This is a genomic window from Bacillus sp. CFBP9009 (assembly GCF_036541465.1).
Classification (GTDB): Bacteria; Bacillota; Bacilli; order Bacillales; family DSM-1321; genus Peribacillus.
In genome coordinates this window covers 14,264-37,207 of the sequence record NZ_JAZHFU010000018.1, presented here as the reverse complement: position 1 = coordinate 37,207, position 22,944 = coordinate 14,264, and the positions used below count along the sequence as shown (strand labels likewise).

Genomic DNA, 22,944 nt, shown 5'->3' with positions numbered 1-22,944 from the left:
TTCTATATATGAACCGTAGGTCAATCCCGTTATTTTTTACGACGACGTACGATAAATTTATCGGATTTATTTTTCTTCTTACGAGTTTTGAATCCAAGAGTAGGTTTACCCCATGGAGACATTGGTGATTTACGTCCGATTGGCGCTTTACCTTCACCACCACCGTGTGGGTGATCATTCGGGTTCATTACAGATCCACGAACTGTTGGGCGTTTACCTAACCAACGGTTACGGCCAGCTTTACCAATGTTGATAAGTTCATGTTGTTCATTACCAACTTGACCGATTGAAGCACGGCAAGTAGCAAGAATCATACGAACCTCACCTGAGTTTAAACGTACAAGTACATAACGACCTTCTTTACCAAGTACTTGAGCAGATGTTCCTGCTGAACGGACTAATTGTCCACCTTTTCCTGGTTTAAGTTCGATGTTATGAATTACTGTACCAACTGGGATGTTAATAAGAGGAAGTGCGTTACCCACTTTGATGTCAGCTTCTGGACCTGACATAACTTCCAAACCTACTTCTAGGTTTTTCGGAGCTAGGATATAACGTTTTTCTCCATCAACGTAATTAATTAATGCAATGTTTGCAGAACGATTTGGATCGTACTCAATAGTAGCAACGCGTCCTGGTATACCATCTTTATTCCGTTTGAAATCGATGATACGGTATTGACGCTTGTGGCCGCCACCTTGATGACGAACTGTTAACTTACCTTGGTTATTACGGCCGCCTTTGCTGTGTAAAGGAGCAAGTAATGATTTTTCCGGTTTGTCTGTAGTGATCTCAGCAAAATCGGAAGTTGTCATATTACGTCGACCGTTAGAGGTAGGTTTATACTTCTTAATCGCCATTTGTATTTCCCTCCTTCTCTAATGAATTAAGCCTCGAATAGCTCGATTTCTTTGCTGTCAGCAGTTAATTTAACAATAGCTTTACGGCGCTTGTTAGTATAGCCTGCATGTTTGCCCATGCGTTTGAATTTACCTTTGTAGTTCATGATGTTTACTTTCTCAACTTTAACGCCGAAAATTTCTTGAACAGCATCTTTAACTTGAGTTTTATTAGCTCTAACATCAACTTCAAAAGTATATTTCTTTTCAGCCATTATGTCTGAAGAGCGTTCAGTGATTACGGGGCGCTTAATGATATCGCGTGCATCCATTATGCAAGCACCTCCTCTACTTTTTCGACAGCTGATTTAGTCAAGATCAATTTGTTGTGTGAAACAACATCAAGAACATTAAGACCATCAGCTTCAACTACAGTAACACCAGGGATGTTACGTGCAGAAAGAGCAACTTTCTCATCTAAACCGTCAGTAACTACTAACGTTTTAGTATCAACAGAAAGGTTTTTAAGTACAGCTACAAACTCTTTTGTTTTTGGAGCTTCGAAAGACAAGCTTTCAAGTACCAAAATGTTCTCTTCCAATGCCTTTGCAGACAATGCAGATTTAATAGCTAAACGACGTACCTTTTTAGGTAGCTTGTAAGCGTAAGATCTTGGAGTTGGTCCAAAAACAACGCCACCGCCACGCCATTGTGGAGAACGGATAGAACCTTGACGCGCACGTCCAGTTCCTTTTTGTTTCCAAGGTTTACGTCCACCGCCTGCAACTTCAGAACGGTTTTTAACTTTATGAGTTCCTTGACGTAAGGAAGCTCGTTGCATGATGATTGCTTCAAATAATACGTGATTATTAGGTTCGATACCAAAGATGGATTCATTTAGTTCGATGTCGCCAACTTGTGAACCTGTTTGGTTGAACAATGTAACTTTTGGCATTCTATTGCTCCTCCTTTCTCAGAAATTACTTTGCTTTAACAGCAGTTTTAACTTTGATCAATGCTTTTCTAGCACCAGGTACATTACCTTTGATCAATAGTAGGTTACGTTCAACATCAACTTTAACGATAGCTAAGTTTTGAACAGTGATTTGCTCTCCACCCATACGTCCTGGTAAAAGTTTACCTTTGAATACGCGGTTTGGAGCTACAGGACCCATTGAACCTGGGCGACGGTGGTAACGAGAACCATGAGACATAGGTCCGCGAGATTGTCCATGACGCTTGATAGAGCCTTGGAATCCTTTACCTTTTGAAATTCCTGATACATCTACTAAATCGCCTTCAGCGAAAATACTTACATTGACTTCTTGACCGATCTCATATTCAGTAAGATCCGTTCCGCGGAATTCGCGAATGAAGCGCTTAGGAGTAGTATTTGCTTTTTCAACATGGCCCTTTTCAGGTTTGTTAGAAAGCTTTTCACGTTTGTTTTCAAAACCAACTTGAACTGCTTCATAGCCATCAGTTTCAACAGTTTTCTTTTGAAGAACCACGTTATTAGCAGCTTCGATAACTGTTACCGGAATAAGTTCACCGTTTTCAGCAAAAACTTGAGTCATACCGATTTTTCTTCCTAAGATTCCTTTGGTCATAAGTCACACCTCCTAGAGTAATTGTTCATATTTATATGAATTATAATTTGATTTCAATGTCAACGCCTGATGGTAAATCTAAACGCATCAATGAATCAACTGTTTGTGGAGTTGGATTAACGATGTCGATTAGACGTTTATGCGTACGCATTTCGAATTGTTCACGAGAATCTTTGTATTTATGAACCGCACGTAGGATCGTATATACCGATCTTTCAGTAGGTAATGGAATTGGACCAGATACAGCCGCACCAGAACGTTTTGCAGTTTCAACAATTTTCTCAGCAGATTGATCAAGAATTCTGTGATCATATGCTTTTAAACGGATACGAATTTTTTGTTTTGCCATAATTTTCCCTCCTTTTCGCCTATTTTGAAATAGACCTTCTCAATGGAAATTTCCCACACACTCGCCATGGCAAAGCGGCCGGGTGTGTCAGCAACCTTCCATATCATCGCAGTCAAAGACCAACATTGTCTATTATACATAAAACACAAGCAGAATGCAAGTTAAACTTGAATTTTTCTTGTGCAGCACACTTTTATTATTATACATACTATCACAAGTATTTACAAGTACATTCTATATGGTCTTTGATATCCATTTTCTTCAATTCGGAAATTCTCGTGATATCCATAAAATACACTTCATTATTTACAGGTATTATAGAAGAAAAAATTCTTTAAAAATAAAAAAGAAGCAGATGGCGTCCCATCTGCTTCTCCCGGAAGGCGTCCCTTCCAATATTGTTTTATGAATCAATTATTCTTGGATTGTAGCAACTACGCCAGCGCCCACAGTACGTCCACCCTCACGGATAGAGAATTTAGTACCTTCTTCGATAGCGATTGGAGCGATAAGTTCTACAGTCATTTCGATGTTGTCTCCAGGCATAACCATTTCTACGCCTTCAGGAAGGTTACAAATACCAGTTACGTCAGTTGTACGGAAGTAGAACTGAGGACGGTAGTTTGTAAAGAATGGAGTGTGACGTCCACCTTCTTCTTTAGAAAGAACATAAACTTCAGCTTTGAACTTTGTGTGTGGAGTGATTGTACCTGGTTTAGCAAGTACTTGTCCACGTTGGATATCTTCACGGGATACACCACGAAGTAGTGCACCGATGTTGTCACCAGCTTCAGCATAGTCAAGAAGTTTACGGAACATTTCAACACCAGTTACTGTTGTTGGTTTAGACTCTTCGTTGAAACCGATGATGTCAACAACGTCACCGACTTTAACTTGTCCACGCTCAACACGTCCAGTAGCAACAGTTCCACGACCAGTGATTGAGAATACATCCTCAACTGGCATCATGAATGGTTTTTCAGTGTCACGAGTAGGTTCTGGGATATACTCGTCAACAGCTGTCATTAATTCATGGATTTTCTCTTCCCATTCAGCGTCTCCTTGAAGAGCTTTTAGAGCAGATCCTTTGATAACTGGAATGTCATCGCCAGGGAATTCGTATTCAGATAGAAGATCACGGATTTCCATTTCTACTAATTCAAGAAGTTCTTCATCATCAACCATGTCGCATTTGTTCATGAATACTACTAGGTATGGTACACCTACTTGACGAGAAAGAAGGATGTGCTCACGAGTTTGTGGCATTGGGCCATCAGCAGCAGATACTACTAAGATACCGCCGTCCATTTGTGCAGCACCAGTGATCATGTTTTTAACATAGTCAGCATGTCCTGGGCAGTCAACGTGTGCATAGTGACGAGTAGCTGTTTCGTACTCAACGTGCGCAGTAGAGATTGTGATACCACGTTCTCTTTCTTCTGGAGCACCATCGATTTGGTCATAAGCGCGAGCTTCTGCGCCACCAGATTTAGCAAGTACAGTTGTGATTGCAGCAGTTAGAGTTGTTTTACCATGGTCAACGTGACCAATTGTTCCAACGTTAACGTGCGGTTTTGAACGATCAAATTTAGCTTTTCCCATTAGGAATTCCTCCTTAAAATTATAAATAAAAGATTAAGTATATAGGGCTGTGAAAGAAGACTAATTCTTCCATCACAGCTTACATAAGATAGTTATACTTTAATAAGAGATGAAAATCAATTATTCACCTTTATTTTTTTTGATGATTTCTTCAGAAATGCTCTTAGGTACTTCTTCATAATGATCGAAGTGCATAGAGAATGTTCCGCGTCCTTGAGTGTTAGAACGTAAAGATGTAGCATATCCGAACATTTCAGATAGAGGAACCATCGCTTTAACCATTTGCGTGTTACCGCGAGCTTCCATACCTTCTACACGACCACGACGAGATGTGATATCTCCCATGATGTCGCCTAGGTAATCTTCTGGAATAACTACTTCTACTTTCATGATTGGTTCAAGGATGACAGGACTACATTTAGATGCTGCATTTTTAAGTGCCATTGATGCAGCGATTTTAAATGCCATTTCGTTGGAGTCAACGTCATGGTAAGACCCGTCAAATAATTTTGCTTTAATGTCGACTAGCGGGTAACCAGCAAGTACACCACGGTCAAGTGAATCAACTAATCCAGCTTGTACAGCAGGGATATATTCACGTGGTACTACACCACCGACGATAGCATTTTCAAATTCGAATCCTTTACCTTCTTCGTTTGGACCAAATTCGATCCATACGTGTCCGAATTGTCCACGACCACCAGATTGGCGAACGAATTTACCTTCAACTTTAGCTGAACCACGGAAAGTTTCACGGTATGCTACTTGAGGAGCACCAACGTTTGCTTCCACTTTGAATTCGCGACGCATACGGTCAACAAGGATGTCCAAGTGAAGTTCACCCATACCAGCGATGATTGTTTGACCAGTTTCTTGGTCAGTATGCGCACGGAATGTTGGATCTTCATCTTGAAGCTTTTGTAAAGCTTGAGACATTTTGTCTTGGTCTGCTTTTGATTTCGGTTCAACAGATAGAGAGATAACTGGCTCTGGGAATACCATGGACTCAAGAATTACTTGGTTCTTGTCATCACAAAGAGTATCTCCAGTTGTAGTATCTTTCAATCCAACTGCAGCTGCGATATCTCCTGCATATACAGTAGAAATTTCTTCACGGCTGTTTGCGTGCATTTGAAGGATACGTCCAATACGCTCACGTTTTCCTTTAGTTGAGTTGATTACATAAGATCCTGATTCTAATGTACCAGAATACACACGGAAGAATGTAAGTTTACCAACGTAAGGGTCAGTCATAACTTTAAACGCTAAAGCAGAGAACGGTTCAGAATCATCTGAATGACGTTCTACTTCATCTTCTGAATCCGGTAATGTACCTTTGATAGCTGGTACATCCAATGGAGATGGAAGGAAGTCGATAACGTTATCAAGCATTAATTGAACACCTTTGTTTTTGAATGCTGATCCGCAAATAACAGGGAAGAATTCAACATTAACGGTTGCTGTACGAATAGCTGCTTTCAATTCAGCAATGCTGATTTCTTCGCCGCCAAGGTATTTTTCCATTAAGTCTTCATTAACTTCTGCTACTGCTTCAATTAACTTCTCACGGTATTCTTCAGCTAATTCCCGGTGTTCTTCAGGAATTTCACCGACAGTGATATCAGTTCCTAGGTCATTACCGTAGAAATGAGTTTTCATTTCAATAAGGTCGATGATTGCAGAGAATTGATCTTCTGCTCCGATTGGCAACTGAACTGGGTGAGCGTTAGCTTGTAAACGGTCGTGGATTGTTCCAACTGAATACAAGAAATCTGCACCGATTTTGTCCATTTTGTTTACGAATACGACACGTGGTACACCGTATGTTGTAGCTTGGCGCCAAACTGTTTCAGTTTGAGGCTCAACACCTGATTGGGCATCAAGTACAGCTACAGCTCCATCAAGTACGCGCAAAGAACGTTCAACTTCAACTGTGAAGTCTACGTGTCCCGGTGTATCGATGATGTTTACACGGTGACCTTTCCACTGTGCAGTTGTTGCAGCGGAAGTGATCGTGATTCCGCGTTCTTGTTCCTGTTCCATCCAGTCCATTTGTGAAGCACCTTCGTGCGTTTCACCAATTTTATGGATTTTACCAGTGTAATATAGAACACGTTCTGTTGTTGTCGTTTTACCAGCATCGATGTGAGCCATGATACCGATATTACGAGTGTTTGCTAAGGAGAACTCTCTTGCCATTTGTCTTTCTCCTTCCTTCTATAAGGATTTTATAGTGTTTGATCTTACCAGCGATAATGTGCGAAAGCTTTGTTGGCTTCAGCCATTTTGTGAGTATCTTCACGTTTCTTAACTGCTGCTCCAGTATTGTTGGCAGCATCCATGATTTCATAAGCTAAACGCTCTTCCATCGTTTTTTCTCCACGAAGGCGAGAGTAGTTTACTAACCAACGAAGTCCTAGAGTCGATTTACGGTCTGGACGCACCTCAACTGGTACTTGGTAGTTAGCTCCACCCACACGGCGTGCTTTTACTTCTAGTACAGGCATGATGTTTTTAAGTGCTTGATCGAAAACTTCGATCGGCTCATTGCCAGTACGTTCTTTGATTAAATCAAATGCAGAGTAAAGAATTTTTTGTGATTTACCTCTTTGTCCATCAACCATTAATTTGTTGATTAAGCGAGTCACAAGTTTTGAATTATATATTGGATCTGGTAATACGTCTCTTTTCGTTACAGGTCCTTTACGAGGCATTATATTTCCTCCTTTCAAGAAAGTTCAATTTTTGTTTAAGATTATTTTTTTGCTGCTTTCGGACGCTTAGTACCGTATTTAGAACGGCCTTGCATACGATTGTTAACTCCAGCTGTATCAAGAGCACCACGTACGATATGGTAACGTACCCCTGGTAAATCTTTTACACGACCGCCACGGATAAGAACCACGCTGTGTTCTTGTAGGTTGTGACCGATACCTGGGATATAAGCTGTTACCTCGATACCGTTTGTTAAACGTACACGCGCATATTTACGTAACGCGGAGTTTGGTTTTTTCGGTGTCATAGTACCCACACGAGTGCAAACACCACGTTTTTGCGGAGATGATACGTTAGTTTGTGCTTTTTTAAAGCTGTTGTAGCCTTTGTTAAGTGCTGGAGATTTTGAATTAACCTCTTTAGACTCGCGTCCTTTACGCACTAATTGATTAATAGTAGGCATTACATTTTTCCTCCCTTCACGTTTTCATTTCTAGTACCACACATCCAGGTGGTTCATAAATGGGTAAAAACAAAGTCTTTGCAAATATTATTGCAAAAACATTTTTACTTTTTAATGGCAACAGTTGCTGCTCCGACATCAATACCACATGCTTTGCCAAGCATTCTCATCGAATCAACATATGTGATAGGAACATCCAATTCTTTGGCGGTCTCAACGACACGCCCAGTCAAGTATATATCTGCATCATCAGCGATGATAACTTCTTGAATTAAATTGTTTTTAAGAGCTCTAACTGCTTGCTTCGTCCCTATAATCACTGACTTTGCCTGTATTACTTTTTCATAAGACATGGTCCATATCCTCCAAAGTTACAGGGTAACATAGGAGCACCTTTGCTATAGTATCATTATTAGTCGGATACTGTCAACTTCTTTCAAAAAAATAATTCAAGCAAAAGGTTTTCCTTACATAATTCTATTAAGATTATCAATTTGCCTAAACGGAATTTATCAAATTCTCATAGGCTTTTCAGCCTGCCATGAGTAATAAGAGAGACCAGCTCAATAAATTCTGATCCTTCATCTCCTCCAATAGGAAACAGGAGTGTGGTTTTCAGTTTACATTATTGAGCTGGTCCTTTTTCCATTAATCCACTGTTACTGTATCGGCACTTTCATCTACAACGACAGGGTTTGCTTTTCTGTATCTAAGCATTCCTGTTCCTGCAGGGACAAGTTTACCGATGATAACATTTTCTTTAAGCCCAAGCAATTCATCACGTTTTCCTTTTATTGCTGCATCAGTCAAGACTCTAGTTGTTTCTTGGAATGACGCTGCGGACAAGAAGGAATCCGTTTCAAGAGATGCTTTTGTGATACCTAGCAATACAGGACGGCCTGTAGCCGGTAATTTGTTGGTCAGCAATGCATCAGTGTTTGCAGTAGTGAACTGGTTGACATCCAATAATGTTCCTGGAAGCACTTCAGTTTCACCTGCATCAAGCACACGGACTTTACGCATCATTTGTCTAACCATTACCTCGATGTGCTTATCACCGATTTCAACACCTTGCATCCGGTATACTTTTTGAACTTCATGAAGCAGGTATTCCTGAACAGTAAGCACGTCTGTAACCTTCAGCAATTCTTTCGGATCGATGGAACCCTCTGTCAACTCTTCACCACGACGGACAGGTGTATCAACAGTTACTCTTAAACGCGCTGTGTACGGCGCAGTATATGTGCGTGATTCAACAGCACCTTGAACAACGATTTCCTGTTGTTTATCCCGAATTTCATTGATCGAAACAATCGTTCCTTCAATTTCAGAAATGACAGCTTGACCTTTAGGGTTTCTCGCTTCAAATATTTCTTGGATACGAGGAAGACCTTGAGTGATATCGTCCCCAGCAACCCCACCTGTATGGAATGTACGCATCGTCAACTGTGTACCAGGCTCTCCGATTGATTGAGCGGCAATGATACCGACTGCTTCGCCCACTTCAACTTCTTGACCGGTAGCCAAGTTGCGTCCATAACATTTTTTACATACACCATGGCTGGTATTACATGTAAAGGCAGAACGGATCCATGCTGTTTCAATTCCAAGTGATTCAATATAGTTAGCAAGATCTTCAGTAATAAGATCGTTTTCAGCCACGATTACTTCATTTGTTTCTGGATGTCTGATCGCTTTTCTTGCATAACGGCCAACTAGGCGCTCTTCAAGATGCTCAATTATTTCAGTACCCTCTCTCAAGGCTGAGATTTTCAAGCCGCGATCCGTTCCACAATCGTCATCACGGATGATGACATCTTGGGCAACGTCAACAAGTCGACGGGTAAGGTAACCGGAATCGGCCGTTTTAAGCGCTGTATCGGCAAGACCTTTACGCGCACCATGTGTAGAGATGAAGTACTCCAACACCGTTAAACCTTCACGGAAACTTGATTTGATCGGTAATTCAATGATACGTCCAGCCGGGTTGGCCATCAAACCACGCATACCAGCAAGCTGCGTAAAGTTGGAAGCATTACCACGGGCACCGGAATCACTCATCATGAAGATCGGGTTGCGTCGGTCCAGTGAGTCCATAAGTTTGGACTGGATTGTATCCTTGGCAGCACTCCAGATCGAAATGACGCGATCATAACGCTCATCCTCTGTAATTAGACCACGTCTGAACTGTTTCAAGACGTTATCCACTTTGGTTTGAGCCTCAGTAATGATTTCTTGTTTTTCTTTTAAAACGACAATATCAGCCACACCAACGGTAATACCGGCTTTTGTCGAATATTTGAACCCAAGATCTTTCATCCGGTCAAGCATTTTGGATGTTTCGGTAATTTTAAAGCGTTTAAAGACTTCCGCGATGATATTTCCAAGAATTTTTTTCTTGAAAGGATCGATAGCAGGTTGAGCCTTAATCAATTCAGGGATATTAGCGCCTTTTTCCACAAAATATTTCTCTGGAGTTTTGGTTTCCAAATTATATCGTGTCGGCTCGTTAATATACGGGAATGATTTTGGTAAAATTTCATTGAAGATCAGTTTACCGACAGTGGTAATAAGCAGTTGGCGGTTTTGTTCTTCAGTGAATGTTTCATTATTCAGTGATGATGCATGTACGGCACAACGGGAATGTAAGTGTACATATCCGTTTTGGTATGCAAGCAATGCTTCACTTGTATCTTTAAAGATCATACCTTCGCCGATAGCGCCTTCTCTTTCCAATGTTAAGTAATAGTTACCTAATACCATATCTTGAGAAGGTGTAACGACAGGTTTACCATCTTTAGGGTTCAAAATGTTCTGTGCTGCAAGCATAAGCATGCGTGCTTCGGCTTGGGCTTCAGAAGATAGAGGAACGTGGACCGCCATTTGGTCACCGTCAAAGTCAGCGTTGTAAGCTGTACATACGAGCGGATGCAAACGAATTGCGCGACCTTCAACCAACGTTGGTTCAAACGCTTGGATACCAAGTCTATGAAGAGTCGGTGCACGGTTCAATAGTACTGGGTGTTCTCTAATAACTTCTTCAAGCACATCCCATATTTCAGGAGATAAACGTTCAATTTTGCGCTTAGCGGATTTGATGTTATGCGCTAGGCCTCTTTGAACAAGCTCCTTCATAACGAATGGTTTGAATAATTCAATCGCCATTTCTTTAGGAAGACCACATTGGTACATCTTTAAGTTTGGTCCTACTACGATAACGGAACGGCCAGAGTAATCAACACGTTTACCAAGAAGGTTTTGACGGAAACGACCTTGTTTACCTTTTAACATGTGAGATAAAGATTTTAACGGACGGTTACCAGGTCCAGTTACCGGACGGCCGCGACGGCCATTATCGATAAGAGCATCGACAGCTTCTTGCAGCATACGCTTCTCATTTTGAACGATAATGCTTGGTGCTCCAAGATCCAGTAATCTTTTCAAACGATTATTACGGTTGATAACACGGCGATATAAATCATTTAGATCAGATGTGGCAAAACGTCCTCCATCAAGTTGAACCATAGGACGAAGCTCCGGTGGAATGACCGGAAGCACGTCAAGGATCATCCATGAAGGCTCATTTCCGGAGTTACGGAATGCCTCAAGCACTTCCAAGCGTTTGATTGCACGGGTTCTGCGTTGTCCTTGAGCTGTTTTAAGCTCCTCTTTCAACGACTCTACTTCCTTTTCCGTATCAATATCTTGTAAAAGTTTTTTAATAGCTTCCGCACCCATGGCAGCTTGGAATTTCTTACCGTATTTTTCACGGTATGTACGATATTCTTTTTCAGAAAGAAGCTGTTTCTTTTCTAAAGTTGTATCGCCCGTTTCAGTTACGACGTAAGATGCAAAGTAAATAACTTCTTCCAAAGCACGTGGAGACATGTCAAGTACAAGTCCCATACGGCTAGGAATTCCTTTAAAATACCATATGTGTGAAACTGGAGCTGCCAGCTCAATATGACCCATACGCTCACGACGCACCTTAGCACGAGTGACTTCAACGCCACAACGGTCACAGACTACGCCTTTATAACGAACACGTTTATATTTTCCGCAATGACATTCCCAGTCCTTTTGAGGTCCAAAAATTCTCTCACAGAATAAACCGTCTTTTTCTGGCTTTAGCGTACGATAGTTGATTGTTTCTGGTTTTTTAACTTCTCCATGGGACCAAGAACGAATCTTGTCTGGTGAAGCAAGACCAATTTTCATATACTCAAAATTATTAACGTCTAACAAGGGGCCTACCTCCCTTTTAATCTCCAGGTTTAACCCTTGATTGCCGTCAAATATCAGGCAATCTTACACCGGATGATGGTTGATTGAATCAATAAGGCTCTAACAAGGCAGCATGATCTTCAAATGAACATCTCGCTGCCAGTCAGAGCGGGTAATATATAACTAGATATGTTTATATTTAATTTTATTCTTTGACAGGTGCCCCTACTTCGGAAGCAACCATATCTTTAGTTTCTGAATCAAGGCTTAATTTGTCTGCTTGGTTGGCTTCATCTTCATCTTCCAAATCACGCATTTCGATTTCACGATCTTCGGCATTGAGGATTTTAACATCCAATCCTAAACTTTGAAGTTCCTTAATCAATACTTTGAAGGACTCAGGTACGCCTGGTTCAGGGACATTTTCACCTTTGACAATCGCTTCGTACGTTTTCACACGACCCACGACATCATCTGATTTAACGGTTAGGATTTCTTGTAATGTATAAGCAGCACCATAAGCTTCAAGTGCCCATACTTCCATCTCACCGAAACGCTGTCCACCAAATTGCGCTTTACCACCAAGTGGTTGCTGCGTAACAAGGGAGTAAGGACCAGTTGAACGTGCATGAAGTTTATCATCGACCATATGTGCCAGTTTGATCATATACATGACACCAACTGATACACGGTTATCGAATGCTTCACCTGAACGGCCATCATAAAGGACAGTTTTTGCATCACGGGACATCCCGGCTTCTTCAATCGTACCCCAAACATCTTCCTCTGTGGCACCATCGAATACAGGAGATGCTACATGGATGCCCAGTGCGCGTGCAGCCATACCTAAGTGAAGCTCAAGCACCTGACCGATGTTCATACGTGAAGGTACACCCAATGGGTTTAACATGATGTCGACTGGAGTGCCATCCGGTAAATAAGGCATATCTTCTTCAGGAAGAATCCTGGAGATTACCCCTTTGTTACCATGTCGTCCAGCCATTTTATCGCCTTCATGGATTTTACGTTTTTGAACGATATATACACGTGCGAGTTGGTTTACACCAGGAGGCAGTTCATCGCCGTCTTCTCTGTTGAATACTTTAACATCAAGAACGATTCCGCCGCCGCCGTGAGGTACACGAAGTGATGTATCCCTTACTTCACGTGCTTTTTCACCGAAGATTGCATGTAATAGACGTTCCTCGGCAGTCAGTTCCGTTACACCTTTAGGCGTTACTTTACCAACGAGAAGGTCTCCGTCTTTCACTTCAGCACCCACACGGATAATTCCGCGCTCATCAAGATTACGAAGCGCATCTTCCCCTACGTTAGGGATATCGCGGGTGATTTCTTCAGGCCCTAATTTTGTATCGCGTGATTCAGATTCATATTCTTCAATATGAATAGAAGTGTACACATCATCTTTAACCAATCGTTCACTCATGATGATGGCATCTTCATAGTTATATCCATCCCATGTCATGAAGGCAACCAATACGTTACGTCCAAGTGCCAACTCACCTTTTTCCATTGAAGGACCATCAGCAAGAATTTCACCTTTTACGACGTTGTCGCCAACACTGACGATAGGGCGTTGATTATAGCACGTTCCTTGGTTGGAACGAATGAATTTTAATAGACGATATTTATCAAGATTTCCTTTTACTTGCTGTCCGTCTACTTCACTTACCCTACGTACCCATACTTCACGTGATTCAACGTGCTCTACGATACCGGGGTGTTTACAGATTACAGCAGCACCGGAGTCTTTCGCTGAAACATACTCCATACCCGTTCCGACTCGAGGGGCTTCCGGTTGAAGCAAAGGAACTGCTTGACGTTGCATGTTCGCTCCCATAAGGGCACGGTTGGAGTCATCGTTTTCCAAGAAAGGAATACATGCAGTCGCAGCAGATACAACTTGTTTAGGAGATACATCCATGTAATCTACGCGGTCACGCGGAACAACGGTATTTTCACCGCGGAAACGTGCAACAACATCATTATCAAGGAATGAGCCGTCATCTGACAGTCGTACATTCGCTTGGGCAACTACATAATTATCTTCCTCATCAGCTGTTAAGTAATCGATTTGGCTTGTAATTTTACCTGTTTCAGGGTCCACACGACGATATGGTGTTTCAATGAAGCCATATGGGTTAACCTTTGCAAAACTGGATAACGAGTTAATCAAACCAATATTCGGTCCCTCAGGCGTTTCAATCGGACACATGCGGCCATAGTGGGAATAATGAACGTCACGTACTTCAAAGCCAGCACGCTCACGTGTCAGACCACCAGGTCCCAATGCAGATAGACGACGTTTATGCGTCAATTCAGCAAGCGGATTCGTTTGATCCATGAATTGGGAAAGCTGCGAGCTTCCAAAGAACTCTTTAATTGATGCAATGACCGGGCGAATGTTGATTAGTTGCTGCGGAGTGATTGTATTCGTATCCTGAATGGACATTCTTTCACGAACAACACGCTCCATACGGGATAAACCAATTCTAAATTGGTTTTGCAGCAATTCACCAACGGAACGCAGACGACGGTTACCTAAATGGTCAATGTCATCCGTGATTCCCACACCATGCAATAAGTTAAAGAAATAACTGATGGAAGAAATGATATCAGCCGGTGTAATGTTTTTGACCTGGTCGGTCACATATGCATTACCGATGATATTGATCACTTTTTCGCCTTCAGCATCGTTTGGTGCAAACACTTTAATAGGTTGTAGAAGAGTTTCTTCTTCCACTACACCACCTGATGGATGGAATGTTTTGAATCCGATTCCACCTTCGATATGAGGCAGGATCCTATCAAGAGTCCGACGATCAAGCATTGTACCTTTTTCAACGATGATTTCACCTGTTTCAGGATCAATCAAAGTCTCTGCAATACGTTGTCCGAATAAACGGTTCTTGATATGCAGTTTTTTGTTTATTTTATAACGGCCTACATTAGCTAAATCATAACGTTTTGGATCAAAAAAGCGTGATACTAAAAGACTTTTCGCGTTTTCGACAGTAGGCGGTTCACCTGGGCGTAGACGCTCATAGATTTCCAGTAATGCTTTTTCCACACTCTCGGTGTTATCCTTTTCAAGAGTGTTGCGAAGGTATTCGTTGTCTCCGATCAAATCGATGATTTCTTGATCTGTTCCGAATCCAAGGGCACGCATCAATACCGTGATCGGTAATTTCCTGGTGCGGTCGATTCGAACATACACAACATCCTTGGCGTCTGTTTCATATTCGAGCCATGCGCCACGGTTAGGAATAACGGTCGCAGAAAACCCAAGCTTACCGTTTTTATCCATTTTCCCATTGTAGTAAACACTCGGTGAGCGCACTAATTGGGATACAATTACCCGTTCAGCACCATTGATGACAAATGTACCTGTTTCAGTCATCAGCGGGAAGTCACCCATAAATACATCCTGGTCTTTCACTTCCCCTGTTTCTTTATTAACAAGGCGCACTTTCACACGAAGTGGTGCAGAATACGTAACATCGCGTTCTTTTGTTTCTTCCACAGAATACTTCGGCTCAGCTAAGCTGTAATCGATGAATTCTAACGATAAATTACCTGTAAAATCCTCAATAGGAGAAATATCCTGGAACATTTCCTTTAAACCTACATCTAGAAACCATTGATAAGAAGCTGTTTGAATTTCAATCAGATTCGGAAGGTCCAAAACCTCACTGATTCTTGCATAACTTCTACGTTGGCGGTGTCGTCCATACTGAACAAGTTGACCTGTCAACTGATTCACCCCTTAAATCAAGCGTTATAAGGATCCATTTGCCTCGGAAAAGGAACATTTCCATAGACAAAAAGAAAATGGTTTTTATTTTAAAAACCACTATTTCTCATAAAACGAACTATTATTTATATATTTTTCCCATATTATCCATTGATTATACACCAATGGTATAAAAATTGCATAGTTACGGAATTATATATATGCATTTTATAATACTAACATAGCGAAAATTTAGAGTCAAACCTTTTTGGATAATAGTATATAGTAACCCTTTTTCTTAACGGGCACTTCAATATTTCCAAATAATTGCTCCATTTTATCCATTGCGGATGGAGCTCCTTGTTTTTTTTGAATGACAACCCATAATTCTCCACCAGCTACCAAACTGCGATAGCTTTCTTCTAAAATTTCGTGGACTACACTTTTACCTGCGCGAATGGGAGGGTTCGTAAGAATCGCTGCGAATTGATTGGAGGCAACTTTGTCAAAACGATCACTTTCGTAAATCTTCACGTTTGCGATCCCATTAGATGCAGCATTCTCTTTTGACAATTCAACTGCCCGGCTATTTATATCAATCATTTCTATCGTTCTATCGGGATAAGCTGCCGCAATCGATATTCCAATTGGTCCATAACCGCAACCAACATCGAGGATATTTCCTTCCACAGCCTCATTAAGGTTAAAACTCTCAACCAAAAGACGCGATCCGAAATCAACTTCCTTTTTCGAAAAAACACCATTATCACTTTTGAAGCGAAATGTACGTCCCTTTAATGTGAAATCCCAAAATTTCGGATTGCTTACGACATCCGGTTTTTGTGAGTAGTAATGCTCTGTCAGAGTCATCTCCCCCTATCAGAAAGGAATATTGAAGATTTAATGAGAGAAGAGAATTGAAGAATGGATGCTTGCATGCCGGAATGTCGGAATAACGAAATCCTCGTTATCAAACCATTAACGGCTAATTTCCGTCATTTCTTTAAAAATGAAGAAAAAAAGCCCGCCAGTGATAGCGAGCTTTTTGTTTATGCAAGATTACTTAACTTCAACGCCAGCTCCAACTTCTTCAAGTTTAGCTTTGATTTCTTCAGCTTCTTCTTTAGAAGCAGCTTCTTTGATTGCTTTTGGAGTGTTGTCAACAAGTTCTTTTGCTTCTTTAAGTCCAAGACCTGTAACTTCACGTACAGCTTTGATAACTTTGATTTTTTGATCTCCAGCAGATGTAAGGATTACATCAAACTCAGTTTTTTCTTCAGCAGCAGCGCCACCAGCAGCAGCTACAGCTACAGGTGCAGCAGCAGTTACGCCGAATTCTTCTTCGATTGCTTTTACAAGGTCGTTTAATTCTAAAACAGTCATATTTTTAACTGCTTCAATGATTTGATCTTTAGTCATTTTTATTTCCTCCTCGAAATGGTTGGTTTTTTTTGAATCAGCAGGCTAAATAAGCGGTCAGCTTACGCGCCTTGTTCTTCTTTTTGCTCTGCAACAGCTTTTGTAGCAAGAGCCAGTCCGCGCATAGGTGCTTGTAGCACGCTGAGTAGCATTGAAAGTAGGCCTTCGCGTGAAGGTAGTTCTGCAAGAGCTTTAATTTCTTCAGCAGTTGCAACATTTCCTTCGATAACTCCAGCTTTGATTTCTAAAGCTTCATGTTTTTTCGCAAAATCGTTAAGGATTTTTGCTGGCGCAATAACATCTTCAGTTGAGAATGCAATTGCGTTTGGACCTGTTAATGATTCGTTCAAAGCGCTAAGTTCAGCACTTTCAGCAGCACGGCGAGTCATAGAGTTTTTGTAAACTTTAAACTCAACGCCAGCTTCACGAAGTTGCTTACGAAGTTCTGTTAATTCAGCAACAGTCAATCCACGGTAGTCAACAACTACTGTTGATTGGCTTGAAGTTAACTTATCAGAAATCTCAGCAACGATTTTTTGCTTTTGTTCAATAATTGCGTTCATCCTTACACCTCCTGTAGATTTGCTTGAAAACATTTATACCGTTTCAAAGAAAAAGCCTTCATCTCTATTGCAGACATGAAGGCAGTAATTTCAAAAGTCATAGTCCAGGACTATTATTATCGAATTACCTCGGCAGGGAATTAAGCTCGTAATGAGCACCTACTGTCTACGGTACAAATAGTATTCATTTATTCACAACAAAACTTATTATAACAATAATAGTTTTGGTATGTCAATTATTTATTTGAAAGAAGAAGGATCAACTTTCACACCAGGGCCCATTGTAGTTGTTACAGAAACGTTTTTCATGTAAGTTCCTTTAGCAGCCGCAGGTTTAACTTTCAATAATGTATCATAGATAGTAGTGAAGTTTTCCACTAGTTTAGCATCTTCGAAAGATACTTTACCGATTGGAGCGTGGATGTTACCAGCTTTATCTACGCGGTATTCAACTTTACCAGCTTTGATTTCATTAACAGCTTTCGTTACATCGAAAGTTACTGTGCCAGTTTTAGGGTTAGGCATTAAACCTTTAGGTCCTAATACACGGCCAAGTTTACCAACTTCACCCATCATGTCTGGAGTCGCAACGATTACATCGAATTCGAACCATCCTTGTTGGATTTTGTTGATGTAGTCAGATTCGCCAACGTAGTCAGCACCAGCAGCTTCCGCTTCTTTTGCTTTTTCGCCTTTTGCGAATACTAATACGCGTTGAGTTTTACCAGTACCATTCGGAAGAACAACAGCTCCACGAATTTGTTGGTCGGCTTTCTTAGGATCTACGCCTAAACGGAAAGCAACTTCAACAGTCGCATCGAATTTTGCGAAGTTTGCTTTTTTAGCAACTTCGATTGCTTCAGTTACAGCATAAGCCTTAGATACTTCTACAAGCTTAGCTGCTTCAAGATACTTTTTACCTTTTTTAGCCATGATATAAATCCTCCTAAATTGTGGTTTTAACGGAATGACCTCCCACGAATAAAGGTTGCGAGTATCAATCGCAACCCCGTAGAAACAAATAGCAATTACATGGATTAGTCTTCGATGACAATACCCATGCTGCGAGCAGTACCTTCAACCATACGCATTGCAGCTTCAACGCTTGCAGCGTTTAGGTCAGGCATTTTAGTTTCAGCAATCTCGCGCACTTGATCACGCTTGACTGTAGCAACTTTATTACGGTTAGGTTCACCAGAACCAGACTCGATACCAGCTACTTTCTTAAGCAATACTGCAGCCGGTGGAGTTTTTGTAATGAATGTAAATGAACGGTCTTCAAATACCGTGATTTCAACAGGAATAATTAGACCAGCTTGATCTGCTGTACGAGCGTTGAACTCCTTACAGAATCCCATGATGTTTACACCAGCTTGACCTAATGCAGGACCGACTGGCGGTGCCGGATTCGCTTTACCAGCAGGAATTTGCAATTTAACCATTTTAATTACTTTTTTAGCCACGAGACACACCTCCTTATAAGTCCGTGATGTGGTAATAGGGTAATACCCTCCCACTCATCTTGAATTCTTTATATATTAATAAAGAATGCTTGTATCGTTGAGGCCTAAAAATTGAAACATACTGACCTTTGAAATTTTACCACTTTCAAAAGGCAATTTCAAGTTTTTTTCCGTTTATAATTTTTCCACTTGATTAAAATCAAGTTCAACCGGTGTATCACGGCCGAACATATTGACTAGAACCCTTACTTTACCTTTATCTTTATCAAGTTCTTCAATAGGGCCTGCAAATGTTGCAAATGGTCCTTCCTTAACTTGAACCGTATCACCGATTTCAAAATCAACTTCGATTTTGCTTTCATCTACGCCCATTCGCTTAAGAACGACTTCAATTTCTTCCGGCAGCAATGCTGTCGGTTTTGACCCAGCTCCAGATGAACCTACGAAACCTGTTACTCCAGGCGTATTCCGGACAACATACCATGAATCATCAGTCATGATGATCTCAACCAACACATATCCTGGAAATACTTTCTTTTTGGTCACTTTCTTTTTGCCATCTTTCACTTCTGTTTCTTCTTCTTCTGGAACTACAACGCGAAAGATCTTGTCTTCCATCCCCATAGTTTCAACACGTTTTTCCAAGTTAGCCTTAACTTTGTTCTCATAACCTGAATAGGTGTGAACTACATACCAATTCTTTTCCATGTGTTAGGACTTTAACGTCCTTCCCTCCCTGCAATCAATCATTTTCTTTATTAATCTTTATCTTTGAACGTTTTAGCCAAAAAACCATACGGCGTCATCCCGACTTAACTAGAATATATTGTGATGAACATATTACAGCATTGCTCGATTTTGTACTTCTTCACTTATTAAAAAAGACAAATTAAAAAACCCGTTTCCGGGCTTTTCTGCTGACACATATTATTCTATCACTATTATACCTTATTTTCGAATCTCTTATTCAATAACTAAGCGAATTAATTCGGAAATGCCCAAATCCACCACTGTAAAGAATAAAGCCATAAATACTACAGTCGTTACCACCACGATTGTATATTTGGTAAGCTCCTTGCGTTTCGGCCAGCTTACTTTTTGCATTTCGCGAGCGACTCCGCTGAAAAATTCGGTAAAACGTTTCATGAATGTACCTCCAAGCATTAGAAGCTTCTGTCAATCTATTTATAGAACGGTTATTTCGTTTCTTTATGAATCGAGTGTGAGTTGCACGTACTGCAAAATTTCTTGATTTCCAGTCGTTCGCCGCTTGTCGATTGTTTGCTCTCATAACTATAATTCCTTGTACCGCAATCAGTGCAGGCAAGAACTATTTTTTTTCGCATTAGATACACCTATCCTATCTACTATATCCATAAAACCTTATCACGGCTGTTTTTTATTGTCAATATCAAAGCGGGTTTCGACGATTATGGACACCGGAAATCAGAATATCGGTTTACTTGACATCCATTAAAAATCTTTGTGAATAATAAACTTCCATGTGGAGAAGGGACAGATGAAATTAAGCGGAAAAAGCGGAGGGATTATAAACTGATTTCCCTTACTTCCAGATAGCGCTCGAGCTTTCTTTTCACCCGTTGAAGGGCGTTGTCGATTGACTTAACATGCCGGTTCAACTCTTCCGAAATTTCTTGGTAGGTTTGTCCATCCAGGTAAAGAGCTAACACTTTTCTCTCAAGATCACTCAGGAGCTCGGCCATCTTTAATTCGATATCGTCAAACTCTTCTTGGTTGATGATCAGTTCTTCCGGGTCCAAAACTTTCGTACCCGATATAATATCCATTAGAGTTCGATCCGATTCCTCATCGTAAATGGGCTTGTCCAGGGAAACATAGGAATTGAGCGGAATATGTTTTTGACGTGTTGCTGTTTTGATAGCTGTAATGATCTGCCTCGTAATGCATAGTTCTGCAAATGCTTTAAAAGAAGATAACTTATCCCCTTTAAAATCACGGACGGCTTTATATAAACCAATCATACCTTCTTGCACGATGTCTTCCTTATCGGCACCAATCAAGAAATAAGTCCTTGCCTTAGCTCTTACAAAATTACGATACTTTTGGATCAAATAATCCAGCGCTTCACTGTCTCCAGTGTGCACCAACCCTATCAATTCATCATCCTCAAACTGCAGATACTTTTCGTTCAGCTTCATTCCGAATTTGAGACCCACATTATATCCCCCTGACCTGACTCAGATAGAAATATTATACAGCAGGTAAAATTTACCCGTCAATGGTTCAAATTTTACCCCGGCGCCATTTTTCGAAAATTTCTGCCACTTCTTCACTTAAAGGAATTTTAGCCACGGGTCTTATCGTCGTTGTTTTTCTTACATCTTTCTTGATTTCGCCTTGAATTTCTTCCATTTCAATAAGCAGTTCACGAGCGGATTTCCTTAGGGCCCCTTGGCCGAAGATCACCCACTGTTCCGTGAAGTCAGAGGTTGCCACTTGAATTTGCGTTTTGACATTATTCAGTTCAATGGCCATCTTTTCAATTCTTTCATCCGCAGTTTCATTTTCTTTTGTAAAAATTACGTCAACTTTGTGATTTTTGAATATGCGGGCAATTCCCTGAACATATTGAGCGTCAAATACGACAATTACACGGTATCCGGTAAATGCTTGATATTCCGCCATCATTTCTATCAACCGGTCCCTTGCAGCAGCAAGATCCCGTTCCTTTAATTCTCTCAGTTCCGGCCAAGCTCCAATAATGTTATAACCGTCCACCAACAGAATATTCATTTCATCATTGCCCTAGAGGATTTCTTTTTCTATAAACCTCATACATCAATAAACCGGCTGCTACCGATGCATTTAACGAAGTTACTTGACCTGCCATAGGGAGACGGACGAGAAAATCACATTTATCCTTCATTAATCGTGCCATGCCTTTTCCTTCGCTGCCGATAACAAGTCCGATAGGCATCTTTCCATCCATGTTACGGTAATCATCACTGCCTTTCGCATCGGTACCGACTATCCATACCCCGCGCTCTTTCAACTCTTCCACCGCTCTTGCCAAATTTGTAACGCGAGCTACCGGAATATATTCAATTGCACCCGTCGAGGCTTTTGCCACTGTTGCCGTCAAGCCCACAGCTCTCCTTTTTGGAATGATGATTCCATGGGCACCGACAGCATCAGCCGTCCTCATGATCGACCCTAAATTATGCGGATCTTCAACTTCATCAAGAATCATGAAAAAAGGTGCTTCGTCCCGTTCAGCCGCTTTTGCGAATAAATCATCCAGCTCCACATATTCATATGCAGCCACTTGTGCGATAACGCCTTGATGGATGCCTTCAGCCATTTGATCAATTTTTTTCTTCGGTACGATTTGCACGAATACCTTCTTTTCCTTCGCCAGACCGATGAGTGGTTGCATCGAGCCTTTTTGCGAGCCTTCGGCTATCCAAATTTTATTAATATCCCGTTCGGAGCGAAGAGCTTCCAATACGGGGTTTCTGCCAATGATATATTCTTCGCTCATGGGTTACTCCCCTTTTCTTCTTCAATGTATTCAATGGATTTTTTGATGAGTTCTTCCATTCTTTCTATTCGGCCGGATAAATACAAAAATCCCATAAGTGCCTCGAAGGCTGTACTGTAGCGATACGTTTGCACATCTGTATTCTTCGGTACCGTACCGGATTTTGCATTTCGGCCGCGCCTAACGACTGCGGATTCCTCTTCCGATAACCAACCTGACTCCAGGAAAAAGTGGATGACTTTATTTTGCGCTTTAGCCGCTACAAAAGATGTAGCTTTTTTGTGAAGTAGATTGGGCTTGACCGATCCTTTTTGAATGAGGTGATGCCGTATATACGTTTCGTATACGGCATCACCTATATATGCTAAAGCAAGACTGTTCAGCATTTTTGCATCTACCTTACTATCGTAATGAAGCATT

24 protein-coding genes and 1 other annotated feature are annotated in these 22,944 nt (G+C 41.1%); all 24 genes read right to left on the bottom strand.

Going from position 1 to position 22,944, the window contains the following annotated elements:
• Positions 1-29: 29 nt before the first annotated feature.
• The 24 genes from rplB to V3595_RS24715 all read right to left on the bottom strand — a co-directional run bounded on the left by rplB (position 30) and on the right by V3595_RS24715 (position 22,943).
• Positions 30-860, bottom strand: a complete 831-nt coding sequence (rplB, locus tag V3595_RS24830; RefSeq protein WP_034305021.1) for a 50S ribosomal protein L2 — start codon at positions 858-860, stop codon at positions 30-32.
• 26 nt (positions 861-886) lie between these two features.
• Positions 887-1,174 (bottom strand): 50S ribosomal protein L23, encoded by a 288-nt coding sequence (gene rplW, locus V3595_RS24825; RefSeq protein WP_170946989.1) that lies wholly within the window; start codon positions 1,172-1,174, stop codon positions 887-889.
• A complete protein-coding gene (gene rplD / locus V3595_RS24820) occupies positions 1,171-1,794 on the bottom strand; it encodes a 50S ribosomal protein L4 (RefSeq protein WP_034305025.1) in 624 nt (207 codons plus the stop codon). The genes rplW and rplD overlap by 4 nt, the downstream gene beginning before the upstream one ends.
• 25 nt (positions 1,795-1,819) lie before the next feature.
• Positions 1,820-2,449, bottom strand: a complete 630-nt coding sequence (gene rplC / locus V3595_RS24815; protein ID WP_034305028.1) for a 50S ribosomal protein L3 — start codon at positions 2,447-2,449, stop codon at positions 1,820-1,822.
• A 40-nt stretch (positions 2,450-2,489) separates the two neighbouring features.
• A complete protein-coding gene (gene rpsJ / locus V3595_RS24810) occupies positions 2,490-2,798 on the bottom strand; it encodes a 30S ribosomal protein S10 (RefSeq protein ID WP_019244375.1) in 309 nt (102 codons plus the stop codon).
• Between the two features lie 414 nt (positions 2,799-3,212).
• Positions 3,213-4,400 (bottom strand): elongation factor Tu, encoded by a 1,188-nt coding sequence (gene tuf, locus V3595_RS24805; protein ID WP_144529705.1) that lies wholly within the window; start codon positions 4,398-4,400, stop codon positions 3,213-3,215.
• 120 nt (positions 4,401-4,520) lie between these two features.
• The gene (gene fusA, locus V3595_RS24800) at positions 4,521-6,599 is read right to left on the bottom strand and encodes an elongation factor G (RefSeq protein WP_095394237.1); all 2,079 of its coding nucleotides are present in this window, start codon (positions 6,597-6,599) and stop codon (positions 4,521-4,523) included.
• A 44-nt stretch (positions 6,600-6,643) separates the two neighbouring features.
• Entirely contained in the window at positions 6,644-7,114 is a 471-nt protein-coding gene (rpsG, locus tag V3595_RS24795) for a 30S ribosomal protein S7 (RefSeq protein WP_048677878.1), read from the bottom strand.
• 41 nt (positions 7,115-7,155) lie between these two features.
• The gene (gene rpsL, locus V3595_RS24790) at positions 7,156-7,578 is read right to left on the bottom strand and encodes a 30S ribosomal protein S12 (RefSeq protein ID WP_034305038.1); all 423 of its coding nucleotides are present in this window, start codon (positions 7,576-7,578) and stop codon (positions 7,156-7,158) included.
• Positions 7,579-7,682: 104 nt separating this feature from the next.
• Positions 7,683-7,931 (bottom strand): 50S ribosomal protein L7ae-like protein, encoded by a 249-nt coding sequence (locus V3595_RS24785; protein ID WP_034305040.1) that lies wholly within the window; start codon positions 7,929-7,931, stop codon positions 7,683-7,685.
• Between the two features lie 295 nt (positions 7,932-8,226).
• Entirely contained in the window at positions 8,227-11,823 is a 3,597-nt protein-coding gene (gene rpoC, locus V3595_RS24780) for a DNA-directed RNA polymerase subunit beta' (RefSeq protein ID WP_485910345.1), read from the bottom strand.
• A 184-nt stretch (positions 11,824-12,007) separates the two neighbouring features.
• Positions 12,008-15,577, bottom strand: a complete 3,570-nt coding sequence (gene rpoB, locus V3595_RS24775) for a DNA-directed RNA polymerase subunit beta (protein WP_048677874.1) — start codon at positions 15,575-15,577, stop codon at positions 12,008-12,010.
• Positions 15,578-15,814: 237 nt separating this feature from the next.
• Complete coding sequence (locus tag V3595_RS24770; protein WP_485910358.1) at positions 15,815-16,420, bottom strand: class I SAM-dependent methyltransferase; 606 nt, start codon at positions 16,418-16,420, stop codon at positions 15,815-15,817.
• A gap of 195 nt (positions 16,421-16,615) precedes the next feature.
• Complete coding sequence (gene rplL, locus V3595_RS24765) at positions 16,616-16,975, bottom strand: 50S ribosomal protein L7/L12 (protein ID WP_034305050.1); 360 nt, start codon at positions 16,973-16,975, stop codon at positions 16,616-16,618.
• A 62-nt stretch (positions 16,976-17,037) separates the two neighbouring features.
• Complete coding sequence (gene rplJ, locus V3595_RS24760; RefSeq protein WP_137016894.1) at positions 17,038-17,538, bottom strand: 50S ribosomal protein L10; 501 nt, start codon at positions 17,536-17,538, stop codon at positions 17,038-17,040.
• A gap of 39 nt (positions 17,539-17,577) precedes the next feature.
• Positions 17,578-17,728 (bottom strand) — a sequence feature (ribosomal protein L10 leader region).
• Positions 17,729-17,778: 50 nt separating this feature from the next.
• A complete protein-coding gene (gene rplA, locus V3595_RS24755; protein WP_048677868.1) occupies positions 17,779-18,471 on the bottom strand; it encodes a 50S ribosomal protein L1 in 693 nt (230 codons plus the stop codon).
• 104 nt (positions 18,472-18,575) lie between these two features.
• Positions 18,576-19,001 carry a 50S ribosomal protein L11 gene (gene rplK / locus V3595_RS24750; protein ID WP_034305057.1) on the bottom strand — a complete coding sequence of 142 codons (426 nt, stop codon included), beginning with the start codon at positions 18,999-19,001 and terminating at the stop codon, positions 18,576-18,578.
• Positions 19,002-19,175: 174 nt separating this feature from the next.
• Positions 19,176-19,709, bottom strand: coding sequence for a transcription termination/antitermination protein NusG (gene nusG / locus V3595_RS24745; RefSeq protein WP_048677866.1), 534 nt, complete (start codon positions 19,707-19,709; stop codon positions 19,176-19,178).
• 255 nt (positions 19,710-19,964) lie between these two features.
• Positions 19,965-20,147 (bottom strand): preprotein translocase subunit SecE, encoded by a 183-nt coding sequence (secE, locus tag V3595_RS24740; RefSeq protein WP_034305062.1) that lies wholly within the window; start codon positions 20,145-20,147, stop codon positions 19,965-19,967.
• 50 nt (positions 20,148-20,197) lie between these two features.
• Entirely contained in the window at positions 20,198-20,347 is a 150-nt protein-coding gene (rpmG, locus tag V3595_RS24735) for a 50S ribosomal protein L33 (RefSeq protein ID WP_101225867.1), read from the bottom strand.
• A gap of 201 nt (positions 20,348-20,548) precedes the next feature.
• Positions 20,549-21,181 (bottom strand): RNA polymerase sporulation sigma factor SigH, encoded by a 633-nt coding sequence (sigH, locus tag V3595_RS24730; protein ID WP_094246690.1) that lies wholly within the window; start codon positions 21,179-21,181, stop codon positions 20,549-20,551.
• An 85-nt stretch (positions 21,182-21,266) separates the two neighbouring features.
• Positions 21,267-21,776: an NYN domain-containing protein gene (locus V3595_RS24725; RefSeq protein WP_034305067.1), complete on the bottom strand. Its 510-nt coding sequence runs from the start codon at positions 21,774-21,776 to the stop codon at positions 21,267-21,269.
• 4 nt (positions 21,777-21,780) lie between these two features.
• A complete protein-coding gene (gene rlmB / locus V3595_RS24720) occupies positions 21,781-22,524 on the bottom strand; it encodes a 23S rRNA (guanosine(2251)-2'-O)-methyltransferase RlmB (RefSeq protein ID WP_137016895.1) in 744 nt (247 codons plus the stop codon).
• Positions 22,521-22,943, bottom strand: coding sequence for a Mini-ribonuclease 3 (locus V3595_RS24715; protein WP_101225866.1), 423 nt, complete (start codon positions 22,941-22,943; stop codon positions 22,521-22,523). The genes rlmB and V3595_RS24715 overlap by 4 nt, the downstream gene beginning before the upstream one ends.
• Between the last annotated feature and the right edge of the window lies 1 nt (position 22,944).